At 39.7% G+C, this 12,521-nt stretch carries 18 protein-coding genes; 9 read left to right on the top strand and 9 right to left on the bottom strand.

Features of this window, described 5'->3' with window-relative positions; genetic code table 11:
• The 4 genes from CVT14_RS08855 to CVT14_RS08840 form a co-directional block, all read right to left on the bottom strand.
• Window positions 1-890, bottom strand: an 890-nt coding sequence (locus CVT14_RS08855; protein WP_107850150.1) for a cache domain-containing protein, incomplete at its 3' end; no start/stop codon positions are given.
• Window positions 891-1,007: 117 nt separating this feature from the next.
• The gene (locus CVT14_RS08850; protein ID WP_021090000.1) at window positions 1,008-1,550 is read right to left on the bottom strand and encodes an SCO family protein; all 543 of its coding nucleotides are present in this window, start codon (window positions 1,548-1,550) and stop codon (window positions 1,008-1,010) included.
• Between the two features lie 9 nt (window positions 1,551-1,559).
• Window positions 1,560-2,024 (bottom strand): hypothetical protein, encoded by a 465-nt coding sequence (locus tag CVT14_RS08845; protein WP_103581939.1) that lies wholly within the window; start codon window positions 2,022-2,024, stop codon window positions 1,560-1,562.
• Complete coding sequence (locus CVT14_RS08840; protein ID WP_021088383.1) at window positions 2,024-2,446, bottom strand: copper chaperone PCu(A)C; 423 nt, start codon at window positions 2,444-2,446, stop codon at window positions 2,024-2,026. Before CVT14_RS08840 ends, CVT14_RS08845 begins: the two co-directional genes overlap by 1 nt.
• A 136-nt stretch (window positions 2,447-2,582) precedes the next feature.
• On the opposite strand from CVT14_RS08840, the gene CVT14_RS08835 reads away from it, so the two are divergent.
• The 5 genes from CVT14_RS08835 to CVT14_RS08815 are packed head-to-tail and all read left to right on the top strand — an operon-like array spanning window position 2,583 to window position 5,629.
• The gene (locus CVT14_RS08835; RefSeq protein ID WP_087581996.1) at window positions 2,583-3,548 is read left to right on the top strand and encodes a L,D-transpeptidase family protein; all 966 of its coding nucleotides are present in this window, start codon (window positions 2,583-2,585) and stop codon (window positions 3,546-3,548) included.
• 2 nt (window positions 3,549-3,550) lie between these two features.
• On the top strand, window positions 3,551-3,790 hold the full coding sequence (cmeU, locus tag CVT14_RS08830) for a CmeU family protein (RefSeq protein WP_004317595.1): 240 nt from the start codon (window positions 3,551-3,553) through the stop codon (window positions 3,788-3,790).
• Complete coding sequence (locus CVT14_RS08825) at window positions 3,783-4,796, top strand: alanine racemase (RefSeq protein ID WP_107850149.1); 1,014 nt, start codon at window positions 3,783-3,785, stop codon at window positions 4,794-4,796. Before cmeU ends, CVT14_RS08825 begins: the two co-directional genes overlap by 8 nt.
• A 9-nt stretch (window positions 4,797-4,805) precedes the next feature.
• Window positions 4,806-5,237, top strand: a complete 432-nt coding sequence (locus CVT14_RS08820; RefSeq protein WP_107850148.1) for a peptide deformylase — start codon at window positions 4,806-4,808, stop codon at window positions 5,235-5,237.
• Window positions 5,228-5,629, top strand: coding sequence for a flagellar protein FlaH (locus CVT14_RS08815; protein WP_103574261.1), 402 nt, complete (start codon window positions 5,228-5,230; stop codon window positions 5,627-5,629). Before CVT14_RS08820 ends, CVT14_RS08815 begins: the two co-directional genes overlap by 10 nt.
• A 447-nt stretch (window positions 5,630-6,076) precedes the next feature.
• Here the strand turns inward: CVT14_RS08815 and htpX are convergent, their stop codons facing one another.
• From htpX to ribA, 5 genes are read right to left on the bottom strand one after another with little or no spacing between them, the layout of a single operon-like run.
• Entirely contained in the window at window positions 6,077-6,943 is an 867-nt protein-coding gene (gene htpX / locus CVT14_RS08810; protein WP_107850147.1) for a zinc metalloprotease HtpX, read from the bottom strand.
• Window positions 6,944-6,951: 8 nt separating this feature from the next.
• The gene (locus CVT14_RS08805; RefSeq protein WP_107850146.1) at window positions 6,952-7,317 is read right to left on the bottom strand and encodes a hypothetical protein; all 366 of its coding nucleotides are present in this window, start codon (window positions 7,315-7,317) and stop codon (window positions 6,952-6,954) included.
• Complete coding sequence (locus tag CVT14_RS08800; RefSeq protein ID WP_103646685.1) at window positions 7,314-7,508, bottom strand: hypothetical protein; 195 nt, start codon at window positions 7,506-7,508, stop codon at window positions 7,314-7,316. Before CVT14_RS08800 ends, CVT14_RS08805 begins: the two co-directional genes overlap by 4 nt.
• Window positions 7,505-8,071, bottom strand: coding sequence for a 16S rRNA (guanine(527)-N(7))-methyltransferase RsmG (gene rsmG / locus CVT14_RS08795; RefSeq protein WP_107850145.1), 567 nt, complete (start codon window positions 8,069-8,071; stop codon window positions 7,505-7,507). The genes CVT14_RS08800 and rsmG overlap by 4 nt, the downstream gene beginning before the upstream one ends.
• Window positions 8,071-8,634, bottom strand: coding sequence for a GTP cyclohydrolase II (ribA, locus tag CVT14_RS08790; protein WP_021090465.1), 564 nt, complete (start codon window positions 8,632-8,634; stop codon window positions 8,071-8,073). Before ribA ends, rsmG begins: the two co-directional genes overlap by 1 nt.
• 68 nt (window positions 8,635-8,702) lie before the next feature.
• On the opposite strand from ribA, the gene hemB reads away from it, so the two are divergent.
• From hemB to hemN, 4 genes are read left to right on the top strand one after another with little or no spacing between them, the layout of a single operon-like run.
• Window positions 8,703-9,674: a porphobilinogen synthase gene (hemB, locus tag CVT14_RS08785; protein WP_107850144.1), complete on the top strand. Its 972-nt coding sequence runs from the start codon at window positions 8,703-8,705 to the stop codon at window positions 9,672-9,674.
• 1 nt (window position 9,675) lies between these two features.
• Complete coding sequence (gene argF / locus CVT14_RS08780) at window positions 9,676-10,593, top strand: ornithine carbamoyltransferase (protein WP_107850143.1); 918 nt, start codon at window positions 9,676-9,678, stop codon at window positions 10,591-10,593.
• The gene (locus tag CVT14_RS08775) at window positions 10,590-11,075 is read left to right on the top strand and encodes a DUF2603 domain-containing protein (protein WP_107850142.1); all 486 of its coding nucleotides are present in this window, start codon (window positions 10,590-10,592) and stop codon (window positions 11,073-11,075) included. The genes argF and CVT14_RS08775 overlap by 4 nt, the downstream gene beginning before the upstream one ends.
• Complete coding sequence (gene hemN / locus CVT14_RS08770) at window positions 11,068-12,429, top strand: oxygen-independent coproporphyrinogen III oxidase (protein ID WP_107850141.1); 1,362 nt, start codon at window positions 11,068-11,070, stop codon at window positions 12,427-12,429. The genes CVT14_RS08775 and hemN overlap by 8 nt, the downstream gene beginning before the upstream one ends.
• Window positions 12,430-12,521 lie beyond the last annotated feature (92 nt).

The raw sequence follows: 12,521 nt of genomic DNA, 5'->3' as shown, positions 1-12,521 counted from the left end.
AAGAAATAGACAAATGCTGAGAGGATAACGATAAATAGCACTGCTAGGGTTAGTTGGATCTTTAGGAGGGGCATAGTATTTGTGGTAAATACATCTTTTTGCATAGCAGATATAGCCAGCCAGCCACGATCGTTTAGCTCTATGAAGTCAGCATATCTATCCTCGCCCTTTGTGTTTTTATAAGCAATTAGTCCATTTTCATTAAATTCTTTATTTTTATATCTAGCGACCAGATTGCTTGTGGTTGGATTGTCTTTACCGACTAGATCTTTGTCAGGGTGGATGATGATCTTGCCATCTTTATCTACTACGTAAGCATAACTATAATCAGTCTTGCTGATACTCATGATCTCTTTGCTTAGCTCTTCGATGCTAACATTTGTCGCTGTTACACCGATGTCTTTTATAGGAGCAACGAAGCTTATAACCATTTGTTTTAAAGATGCAGATACGTAAGGATCAGTAAAGGTAATGCCATTTTTTTCTTTAGCTAGTTTATACCAGTCTCTAGCTCTTGGATCATAGCCATCTTTTGGTGTTTCATTTTTGCCATTTGAGCGAAACATCGCACCGTCATTATAGCCAGCATAAACGAGCCCAACCTCTTTATTTGACATCGATTTGGCTTGAGCTAAGATGGCGTCGATGCCGTTGCGGTTTTCGTCTAGCTTTGACAAGATAGATGACATGCTATTCACGATATGAAGATTGTTATTAAAAAATGTATCCATTGCATTTTTAACATCTTTTAGAATTTGGCGCTGTGTTTGCGTGACTAGCTCGGTTGTTTTGTTTTGGGCAGTGTAGTAACTAGCGGCTGACATAGCCACAAACGAGATACATAGAGCAACTATTAGCATTAGTGCTATTTTATTGGTGATTGACTTCACACGAATTCCTTTACATATGATTTACATTTTTTCTATATCGACTAGTTTAAAAAGAGTTATATAGCTGTTTAAGAAGTTTTTCTTTAAAAGTAAGAAATTTTGATCTAAAAGATAAATTTAAGGTCTATCTTTTATTAAATTTAAAAGATTTTCTCTGATATTTTCACTAGTTAAATTTGAAATTTCGCCGTAGAAATTTCCCTCTTTATCTAGCAGATAGATAGCGGAGCTGTGAGCGACAGAGTAGCCCATAGCAGAGTTTTTAAGATGTACTTTTTGGTATTTTACGCCGTAGTTTTTCACAACTTTTGGCAGATCATTCATCTTTAGCCCGTCTGCATCTTTGTAGAAATTTTTTGCCATTAGGGTTAAATTTTCAGGCGTGTCACGCTCAGGATCAAGAGTGATGAAAAGTAGCTCAAAGTCGTCTCTTTTTAGTTTATTTAGCTCATCGCCCACAAGAGAGAGCGTAGTAGGGCAGACATCGGGGCAGTAAAGATAACCAAAATATATCGCTTTATACTTGCCGTTATAGTTTTTAAGACTCACTTCGCCATGCTCTGAAAGCGCCTTAAAATCATACTTGTTAGGCTTTATAAAAAGCATCGCAAGACCAGCACATATTAAGATTATTATTAAGCCCCAAAGTGTCTTTTTCATCATTTGCCCTTACATTTTTAGATCAAGATCGACAAAAAATCCAGTATCCTTTTCGCCATCAAGCAGCTTAAATCTATACCTCATAAGATCGACCACACAAGCACTTAGCACGACTTGGGCTATTAGATTATCGCCTCTTTGATCAAGCCTTGCCTTTATAGAACCCATGTTCATATTTATGCCATCGATTACAAGATTTGGATCTTTTAGCCCTAAATTTTTGCCATTAATGATCTTAAAGCTAAACGGTCTCATCGCAAAGATCGGTCTTGGTGAGATGTCTATCTTTAGCTTAACGCCATTAAATTTCACCTCGCAAGCATCTTTGTTTAGATCGCATTTTAGAGGATCAAGTGATGTATTTACATCGGCAAATTCAGGCGGATCCTCTTTGCTGACCATAAATTTATGACCTATCCAAAAAGCGCCTGCTACGATAAATATGAGTGAAAAAATGATTAGAATTTTTTTCATTATTTAAAGTTTTTAGTTACTCCGATATTATCAAGCTTGATGCTCTCGCCGTTGCTAAATTTAAGCTCCAGATCAACCTTGTCGCCATCTTTTATAGGTCTATTTAGATCCATAAGCATGATGTGAAGACCACCAGGCGCTAGCTTTGTCTCGCCATTTTTTGGGATAACGGCGTCTTCAACCTGAACCATAGCCATCATGCCATTTTCCATCTTGTGAGTGTGAATTTCAGTGCTTTTACAAACACTTGAATGAACGCCAACTAGCTTTACATCGGCATTTGAAGCGTTTTTGATATTCATGAAAATAGCGCTGTTGTTTGTGCCAGGCTTTGTGTCTCTAGCTCTGACATTTTCTAGGCTGATGTCAGCCGCCATTAGTGTAGAAGCCGCAAGCAATGCACCAAAAACAAGTTTTTTCATATTTTTCCTTTATGGTAAATTAATAATGGTTTTCAGATTATACATATAAAGAAACTAAAATTCCCTTTAAAATTTAAAAATTGAAATTTTTTAGGTTATAATTACGCACTAAATTTTACTTTTTGGGACACTTCACTTGAAAAAGATACTATTTTTCTTCATCGCGTTAGCGCCTTGTCTTTTTGCCCAAAATTACGAAGAAATTTACTTAAAAAATGGCCCATCTGCTGTCATAGAAGCCATTGAGAAGAACATTTTAAGTAAGGACTACTGGCTAAACAAGCTCAAAGACAAGGACGTTAGATACGGATATTACGACAACGAGATACTTCTAAGCGTGGTTGATAAGACAGACAAAGAGCTTGAGGTCATCTCTTATAAAGACGGAGTTACAAAAAAACTCTTTAGCTCAAGCGTCATCGTTGGCAAAAATGGCGATAAACTGCTTGAGGGCGACCTAAAAACTCCAGTTGGCGTCTATCAGCTCACACGTAGATTTACGCCAAATGACAGATATCTTGGGCCTCTTGCTTTTTCTCTTTCATATCCAAATTTACTTGATAAACTTGCAAAACGCAATGGCAGCGGCATCTGGATACATGGCTATCCACTCGATGGTCAAAGGACAGATGAGCTAAAGACAAAAGGCTGCGTGGCTATGCAAAATGACATCTTGATGAAATTTGACGAAGTTATAGACCACAAAAAAACGCTCGCATTTATCTACGAGGACAAGCGTCCAGAAGCAAGCGCGAACGACATAGCAGTGATCATCTCTGGAATTCTTAACTGGAAAAAGACTTGGAGTGAGAGTGACATTGATAGCTATTTGAAATTTTATGATAAAGATTTTGAGCGATATGATGGCATGAGCTTAGAAAATTTTAAAAATATGAAACGAGCGATCTTTTCTAAAAAAGAGAAAAAACATATCGCTTTTTCAAATTTTCTCATCACGCCTTATCCAAACCTTAAAAACGACAAGCTCTTTCGCGTGAGTTTTTATGAGGATTATGCTGCTGATACGCATAAATTTGCAGGTCAAAAGACCCTTTATGTCAAGCTTTATGGCGATGAGATGAAAATTTTTATAGAGGAGTAGAAGTGGAAAAATCTCAAGAAGTAAAAGAGAAGATAGAGAAAATTTTAGAGGCGAGGTCTGCGTTTTTTGCTGAACTAGACCGCCAAGTACCAAAGAAAAATGGCACTGACGTCTTTGACTTTAGCAAGGTCAAAGAGGCTGATCTAAAAGAAATTTACGCTAAATTTTATGCATTTGACTACAACGTAAGAAAGCTCTTACCCGATGTTTATAAAGCTTATAATGTGAATTTCAATGTCTGAGATACGCTTAAACAAAGCAGCTTACATCCACAATCTAACTAAAATTTGTGATAAGGCTGGCGGAAAAGAAAAAGTGATCGTCGTGCTAAAAGATAACGCTTATGGGCACGGCGCAAGGCTCATAGCTAGCGAGGCTAAGAAATTTGGCATAAAAAACTGCGCTGTAAAGAGCGAATTTGAAGCAGATGAGATCGCTGATATCTTTGAAAATATCTTGATCCTTTCGCACATCCCAACAGGCGATGAGAGCTCTAAATTTATCTACGCCATAAACGACATAGACGCACTTTTAAAGATAAAAGAAAATACAAAAATCAACCTCGCCATTGACACTGGCATGCATAGAAATGGGCTTGATATAAGCGAGCTTGATTACGCATTTGAAATTTTAGCTAGAAGAAATTTAGAGCTTCTTGGCGCTTATACTCACTTTCGAGCAAGCGATGAGCTAAATGCTGATTATTTCGTGCAAAGAGAAAACTTTAACGCCGCAAAAGCGAAAATTTTAGCTCTTTGCGATGAGTTTGGTATAAAAAAACCGATCTTTCACTCTCACAACTCAGCCGCCCTTGAAAGAGCTAGCGCGGTTGAAGATGAGATGGTGCGCGTGGGTATCGCCCAGTATGGATATGCCCAGTTTAATGGCTCTTTAAATTTAAAGCCAGTGCTTTCACTTTGGGCAAAGCGCGTTAGCAGGCGGGTTTTAAAAAGTAGTCAAAGCGTGGGATATGGGGCTAAATTTATAGCTAAAGATGATATAAACGTCGCTACTTACGACCTTGGATATGGCGACGGACTGCTAAGATACAATGGGCTAGGCGAGCTAAGACTTGCAAACGGCGAGATGGTACTTGGCAAAATTTCGATGGATAGTTTTAGCTGCAAAGATAGTGGTGAGTGGGTCTGCGTCTTTGAGGACGCAAATGTTTGGGCTAATTTTTTTGGCACGATAAACTACGACATCTTGGTCAAACTCTCGCCAAATATCACTAGAAAATTTATATAAAGGTAATATGTGAAAAAGATCGTTTTATTAGCTCTTGCAAGCCTTGCTTTTGGTGTGCAAGAGAGTGAGTTTAAAGTCTATGAGCAGATACTAAATCAGCTTGATACAAAGCAGATCCCAGCCTTTGTCGTCCAAACTGCAAAGCCAAATTTGCCAAGCAGGGTTGATGATATGATCACGCTAAAAGATGTGAGCAGTGACGGGCTAAACATACATGGCGAGTTTGTCTTAAACGAGACTAAGACAAAGAAGCTAAAAGGCTATAATAAGGCTCAAATTTTGGCTTTAAAAGATGAATTTTATCAAAACGGAAAAGAGGCGCTTTGCAACTCAGGCATGGCAAGAGCTGCGCTAAATCGCGGCATCACGCTAAGTGGTAGCTACGGCTTTGAGGGCAGACATCTTTTTGATTTGAAGCTGGATAAGAGTAGTTGCGAGTAGCCATTTTTGCGCTGTTTTTTTGCTCGCTAGCTCTGGCTCTTACGCCAGATATGGCAGCGAAAAATCACGCAACATACTACAAAAAAAAGCTCCCATTTATCTGCACGCCTACGCTAACTCTTAATGATATCTTAAATGTGGGCGATACGCTCATCTACAGATACGCCGTCAAACACGCAAGAAAACAAGAGATCAAAAGGCTTGAAGAAAAAGAGCTTTTGGAATTTATCGAGGCTATAAAAAAAGAGAATTTAAGAACCGCCTGCAAGGACAAAGAAATTTTAAATATGCTAAGCATCGGCGTTAGCTTGGATGAAATTTTCTACTCAGAAAACGGCGAACTAATCTTTGAATACACGATAAAAGATGAAGATTGCAAGAGACTGCAGTGAAATTTGGGGTTAAATTTCAGTTTTTGGCTTGTAAATTTGATTTTTTACAAATTCCTGCTCTTTTGCTTTAATAAATCACTAAATTTAGAGCCGTGATATGCTTTTGAAATTTGCCTGACACTTACCCTATGATAAAACGCATGCAGTGCGTCAGCACCATTGCATGCCCCTTGAACGTGCGAGGGGTTTAGGGGATTTAAAAAGGGGGATAAGGGGACGGCCTCGTAACTCGAGTCCCCTTGTCTCCCTTTTAAATAAAAAGAAATTTACAAATTTAATCAAGCTGTCTTTGCAAATTTTAAAATTCCATTCACTCCTAAGAATTGACTACTGATTTTAGGTCTCGCAAAGCTTGCCACTAAAATCAGAGCCGAAATTACTCGCTCATGAAATTTTAAAATTTAAAGACAAAAAAGAAGATTAGCCCAAATTTGCTAAGGGCTAAATCTACATACCTCTTTTTATCTCTTGCTCTAGTCTTTGAAGCTCGGCGATTCTGTCACTAGTGCTAGGATGCGTTCTAAAAAGCACACCAAGCTTACTAGTTAGCGAGCCAAATGGATTTACGATAAACATATGTGCGCTTTGCTCGCTTGCGTTTTGCATGACGTAAGAATTTGAGTAGTTTTCAAGCTTTCTTAGTGCGCTGGCTAGCCACTCTGGGTGTCCTGTTAGATAGGCTGCGCCTTTGTCCGCCTTATACTCGCGCTCCCTTGAGATCGCCATTTGGATGATCGTAGCAGCTAGTGGCATCACAACGGCAATGATTAGCATAATCACTGGGTTGGCGTTTCGCTGTGAGTTTTGATTTTGCCCTGCCACGGTGCCTATCTTGGCAAAATTTGCGACCATCGCAATAGCCCCAGCTAGTATGGCAGCAACTGAGCCAGTTAGGATGTCGTAGTGCCTTACATGGCTTAGCTCGTGAGCTAGCACGCCCTCTATCTCGTTTTCATTTAAAATTTTTAAAAGCCCCTCGGTTACTGCAACGGCTGCGTGGCTTGGGTTGCGGCCTGTGGCAAAGGCATTTGGCACCTCTTCTGGGATGATGTAAATTTTTGGCATCGGCAAATTTGCCTTTTGTGTGAGGCGTGAGACGATCTCGTAAAGGCCGTGAGCGTTGCTCTCATCAACTGGGATGGCGTTATATCTTTTTAGAACGAGCTTGTCGCTGAAAAAATAAGAAAAGATATTCATGCCAGCTGCCATCAAAAAGGCGATCATCATGCCTTGTTCGCCGCCCACGTAACGGCCAACAGCGATGAAAACCAGCATTAAAGCAACCATTAAAAAAGCAGTTTTAAAAATTTCCATTTTTGTCCTTATTCTTTTATAGCATTTGGCAAGATCGCTGCGTCGATCTCAAATTTCGCAAGCTCGAAAAGGCTTGCTTCACTTTCTATCAAAACAGCAATAAGCGCGTCAAATAAGTAGTTTTGCGCAACTTTTGCCAGATCTTTTGCTAGCGTAATATCGGCAACAATAAATTTTGCTCCAGCGGCGTTTGCGATGATGGCTTCGTTTATGTCATTTGGAATGATGCTAAAGTTTGCTCCAGCTTCTAGCGCTTTTTTTATCAAATTTCTATCAAATTTAAAGAGATTTTGCCTGCCGTTTGAAATTTCATCTTCGCTTTTGCAAAGAAACAGCGGTTCAAATTTGATCAGCTCATCACCCAAAATTTTCATCTCTCACCCTTTATGCACTCTTTGCAGATGTATTTTCCGTCCCTTAGCACCATTTGATCGATGTCGCTAAAGACACCGCATTTGCTGCACTCTTCGAAGTTGCTGGTGCTTATCTTGTCGTTTTTTTTTCTATTTTTAAAAAATATGATGTAAATCGCAACCAAAATCGCTACAAAAAGCAAGTATTTCAACGTATCTCCCCTTGATTTTTGAGATTAAAAAATATGTAGTTTCTGTTTTTTTCATTATAAATTTGTGCGTTGATGCCTGAAATTTCATCCATGACGCTTGAGCCCTTGTAGATGAGAAATTTGGTCTTTTCATCGTAAAATCCATCGCAAATTTTTATAAGCTCTTTTGTCTTGCTAAGCGCCCTTGAAGTGATGAGATCAGCCGTAAATTTATCTGCAAGCTCGATCTTTTGGCTGTGAACTTCTAAATTTTGCAAGCCAAGCTCGATCTTAGCGTAGCTTAGAAATGATGACTTTTTAGCTATCGGCTCAAAAAGGTGCCACTTCGTTTGTGGCATCGCAAGCGCTAAAAATATCGCTGGAAAGCCAGCTCCACTACCAACATCGATCGCCGTTTTGGCACTTAGGTCAAAAATTTCAAGCGGTCTAATACTATCAAGCACCTGCTCGCTTATATCTTTATAATTGCTTAAGCTATGAACCTTGTTAAATTTAGCAAAAATTTGAGCGTAAGCCTTTACTTTTTCGTTAAATTCAGCTGGCAAACAGAGCTCATTTTTCATCACAAGATGTGCCCCATTTGCTCTTTTTTGACCTTTAAGTAGTCTTCGTTAAATTTATTTGGTTTTATGACGATAGGCACGCGTTTTACGATCTTTACTGAGCTTAGTCCGTGAAGTTTTAATGGGTTATTTGTGAGTAAATTTACCTCTTTTATGCCGTAGTGATTTAGGATAAAATCAACCACTTCGTATGTCCTCTCATCAGCCTTAAAACCTAGCTGGTGGTTGGCTTCTATCGTATCAAAGCCCTTGTCTTGCAGGCTATAAGCGTTTATCTTGTTTAAAAGCCCGATATTTCTGCCCTCTTGACGCAGGTAGATGACCATGCCACCATTTTCTTCGATATATTTTAGGCTCGCTTCGAGCTGGTCGCGGCAGTCGCACTTTAGGCTCCCGATAGCATCGCCAGTTAGGCACTCAGAGTGAATTCTAAGATTTACCACTTCGCTTAGAGGCTCTTTGTAGATCACGAGGTGCTCTTTTGCCCCTTCTTTGAAGGCTTGAACCTTATAAGTGCCAAATCTTGAGGGTAGATTTGCGGCGTTTGAAATTTCTATTTTCATTTTAAATTTACTCCAACTGTGCTAAACTAGCTAAAAATCACGCATTTTAACAAAGAAAAGGCAAAAATATGTTTAAACGTTTTAGAAGATTAAGAATAAATCCAGCCCTAAGAGAGATGGTAAGAGAGACTAGCCTTAGCGTAAATGACTTCATATATCCGCTCTTTGTAGTCGAGGGCAAAGGCGTTAAAAACGAGATCGCTTCGATGCCAGGCGTCTATCAAATGAGTATCGATGAGATTTTAAAAGAGTGCGAAGAGATAGTAAATTTAGGCATAAAATCGATCATTTTATTTGGCATACCAAGCCTAAAAGATAGCGTTGGCAGCGACGCACTAAGCAATGACGGCATCATCGCAACTACGCTTCGAGCCATAAAAGATAAATTTCCAAATTTAGTAGTCGTCACCGATCTTTGCTTTTGCGAATACACAGACCACGGCCACTGCGGCATAATCGACCATGTGCATAACACCATCGACAACGACGCAACGCTTGAAATTTCGGCAAAACAAGCCTTGATACACGCTCAAAATGGCGCCGACATGATCGCACCAAGCGGTATGATGGATGGCATCATCGCAACGCTAAGAGAGACGCTTGATAGCAATGGCTATGAAAATTTACCAGTGATGGCATACTCGACTAAATTTGCCTCAGCCTACTACGGACCATTTCGTGACGTGGCGCAAAGCGCTCCAAGCTTTGGCGATAGAAAGAGCTACCAAATGGACAGCGCAAATCGCCTAGAGGCCATAAATGAGAGCTTGCAGGACGAAGCGCAAGGCGCTGATATCTTGATGGTAAAGCCAGCGCTTGCTTATCTTGACATCGTTAGAGAGCTAAGAAATTTGACACTTCTGCCACTTTGCGTCTATAACGTAAGCGGCGAGTATGCACTGCTAAAAGCTGGTGCAAAAGCTGGCATCATCGACTATGAGCGCGTTATGATGGAGACCTTGATCGGCTTTAAAAGAGCAGGGGCAAATTTGATCATCACCTATCACGCAAAAGAAGCGGCTAAAATTTTAAGGGGCTAAGATGAGGCACTTTTTGACGCTAAATGACTTTAGCAAAGATGAAATTTTAGAAATGATAAATTTAGCCCGAAAGATCAAAAAAGAGGCGAAGGCTAGAGAATTTAAGCCATATCTAAAAGATCAAAAGCTTGCGATGATATTTGAAAAAAGCTCGACTAGAACGAGAGTGAGCTTTGATGTTGGCATGCATGAGCTTGGCGGATATGCGCTATTTTTAAGCAAAAATGATATACAAATAGGCCGTGGCGAGCCAATTCGCGACACCGCTAGAGTGATAAGCAGGATGTGCGACATGGCTATGCTTAGGGTTGATCGTCACGAAATGCTAGAAGAATTTGCTAAATTTTCAAGCGTGCCAGTGATAAACGGGCTAAGTGATAAATTTCACCCAGTGCAGCTCATGGCAGACTATCTAACCATGCTTGAATTTAGCACAGGAGAGAAGGTCGCATACGTAGGAGATGGCAACAACATGACCCACTCGTGGCTCATGCTATCAAGCAAACTTGGCCTTGAGCTAAGAGTGGCTACGCCAAAAGGCTATGAGGTGGACGCTGAAATTTTAAAAATGGCCAATCAAAACGCAAAAATTTCAGGTGCGAAAATTTTTATCACAAACGATATAAAAGAAGCGGTAAATGGTGCCGATGTAGTGACTACGGACACTTGGGTATCGATGGGACAAGAGGCCGAGAAAGAAAAGAGGCTAAAAGACTTTGCTGGATACTGCGTGGATGAAAATTTGATGAGCTTAGCTAAAAAAGATGCGATATTTTTGCACTGCTTGCCAGCTTACAGAGGCTACGAGGTGAGCGAAGCGGTCTTTGAGAGGCACGCGGATGAAATTTTTAGCGAGGCGGAAAATAGACTTCATGCCCAAAAAGGCGTGATGGTCTGGTTAGACGAGAGAAGAAGATGAGTGAAGAGAAAAATATATATGATGAGATAGATGAGATCGGTAATAATCTTGGGCTAAGCGAGCCTGAAAAAACGGTCTTTGAGATAGTTTCAACGAAAAATCCAAACGAGCATATCTTAAATTTAAAAAGTGGCTCTTGGGACTCAAAAGAGCCGTGGTTTGGTATTGATGAAAATCAAAATTTACACACGGTTGTTTCAGTACAATCGCTCTCAGCTTTGATAGAAGCTTTAAAAGAGACGCAAAAAGAGAATTTTGACCTAAGACTTGAAAAGACGATCTGGCAAAATATCCCAGTTGATTTTAGCGATGTTTGGGTGGTTGCGATGGATGAGATCAAAAAGATCGCTCACGATAAAAAGAGCAGGCAGTTTAACATCGACCTTGATAAGCTGGTAAAAAACATCAAAAAAGAGCATCCAAATTTATTTGTAGATATAAAAGAGATGATCCAAATGGCAAGGAGCAGGGCAGATGATTGATTTTAGCGCGTATGTGAAGTATTCAAGGCCAGGGCCAAGATATACGAGCTATCCGACAGCACCGGAGTTTAGTGATAAATTTAGCTATGAGGCTTACGTAAAAGAGCTTGAAAACCGCGATAAAAAAAGGCCGCTTTCGCTTTATTTGCACTTGCCGTTTTGCAGGAGTGCTTGCTATTTTTGTGGCTGTAACGTCATCTACACGAGCAAAGAGGACCGTAAAGAGAGATATATAAGATATATAGAAAAAGAGCTTGAAATTTTAGCTCGCCACCTAGACACAAGCACTGAGGTCTTGCAGATGCACTTTGGTGGCGGCACTCCGACATTTTATAACGCCGATCAACTTGATGAGATCATCAAACTTATCAAGGCTAAATTTAAAAATTTCTCAAAAGAGGCTGAGATAAGCTGCGAGATAGACCCGAGATTTTTGACAAACGAGCAGCTTGATGTGCTCATATCTCACGGCTTTAACCGCATAAGCTACGGCGTGCAAGACTTTGACGAAAAGGTGCAAAAAGAAATTCACCGAATTCAGCCCTATGAGATCACTCAAAATGCCGTAAAAATGGCTAGAGAAAAGGGCATAAAATCAATCAATATGGACCTGATCTACGGCCTACCATATCAAAGTCTGGAGAGCTTTAAAAAGACGCTTGAGCTTGCTCTTACGCTTGATCCTGATAGGCTTGCAGTATTTAACTACGCTCACGTGCCGTGGATAAAAAAGTCGATGCGTAAATTTGATGAGACAACCCTGCCAAATCCAGAAGTTAAGCTTGAAATTTTAAAATTTACAGCTGAGTTTTTAACTAAAAATGGCTACAAAATGATAGGAATGGATCACTTTGCAAAGCCAAATGATGAGCTTTTTGGCGCTTTGGCAAATGGCACTTTGCATAGAAATTTTCAAGGATATACGACAAAAGGTGGCGCTGATCTTATCGGTATAGGCATCACAAGTATCGGTGAGTGCAAAAGACACTACGCGCAAAATCACAAAGATATGGATGAGTACGAAAAAGCGATCGATAGTGGAAAGTTGCCATATGCAAAGGGAATTTATCTAAGCGATGAAGACTTGCTTAGAAAAAGTGTGATCATGAGTTTGATGAGTAATTTCGGGCTTAATATCAAGGCAGTCGAGGATGAATTTCATATAAATTTCTTTGAACATTTCAAAAATGAGCTTGAAGAGCTAAAGAATTTAAGTGAATTTGTCGATGTTACGACAGATAAAATCAGTGTAAATGAGACAGGAACGCTGATAATACGAAATATTGCAATGTGTTTTGATGAGTATCTTAAGAAAATTCCTGAAAATTTAAGGCGATTTTCTAAGACGATATAAAAATTATTTTTTTGTCATAAGATATTTAAAATACGTTTAATATTTCTTGGTGTATAATTCGCACTAAAAGTCGAGCCAAAGCTTGACAATAA

The sequence above is a fragment of the Campylobacter concisus genome, from assembly GCF_003048445.1.
In the GTDB taxonomy this organism is placed as follows: domain Bacteria; phylum Campylobacterota; class Campylobacteria; order Campylobacterales; family Campylobacteraceae; genus Campylobacter_A; species Campylobacter_A concisus_BF.
Note: the sequence above shows the minus strand (reverse complement) of the source record. Positions and strands in the feature narration are given on the sequence as shown.

What these genes read in the sequence shown, in the direction of transcription:
- CVT14_RS08850 (WP_021090000.1), bottom strand. Translation starts at nt 1,550, where the DNA reads ATGAAAAAGACACTTTGGGGCTTAATAATAATCTTAATATGTGCTGGT.
- CVT14_RS08845 (WP_103581939.1), bottom strand. Translation starts at nt 2,024, where the DNA reads ATGAAAAAAATTCTAATCATTTTTTCACTCATATTTATCGTAGCAGGC.
- CVT14_RS08840 (WP_021088383.1), bottom strand. Translation starts at nt 2,446, where the DNA reads ATGAAAAAACTTGTTTTTGGTGCATTGCTTGCGGCTTCTACACTAATG.
- CVT14_RS08825 (WP_107850149.1), top strand. Translation starts at nt 3,783, where the DNA reads ATGTCTGAGATACGCTTAAACAAAGCAGCTTACATCCACAATCTAACT.
- htpX (WP_107850147.1), bottom strand. Translation starts at nt 6,943, where the DNA reads ATGGAAATTTTTAAAACTGCTTTTTTAATGGTTGCTTTAATGCTGGTT.
- CVT14_RS08805 (WP_107850146.1), bottom strand. Translation starts at nt 7,317, where the DNA reads ATGAAAATTTTGGGTGATGAGCTGATCAAATTTGAACCGCTGTTTCTT.
- rsmG (WP_107850145.1), bottom strand. Translation starts at nt 8,071, where the DNA reads ATGAAAAATGAGCTCTGTTTGCCAGCTGAATTTAACGAAAAAGTAAAG.
- ribA (WP_021090465.1), bottom strand. Translation starts at nt 8,634, where the DNA reads ATGAAAATAGAAATTTCAAACGCCGCAAATCTACCCTCAAGATTTGGC.
- hemB (WP_107850144.1), top strand. Translation starts at nt 8,703, where the DNA reads ATGTTTAAACGTTTTAGAAGATTAAGAATAAATCCAGCCCTAAGAGAG.
- argF (WP_107850143.1), top strand. Translation starts at nt 9,676, where the DNA reads ATGAGGCACTTTTTGACGCTAAATGACTTTAGCAAAGATGAAATTTTA.
- CVT14_RS08775 (WP_107850142.1), top strand. Translation starts at nt 10,590, where the DNA reads ATGAGTGAAGAGAAAAATATATATGATGAGATAGATGAGATCGGTAAT.
- hemN (WP_107850141.1), top strand. Translation starts at nt 11,068, where the DNA reads ATGATTGATTTTAGCGCGTATGTGAAGTATTCAAGGCCAGGGCCAAGA.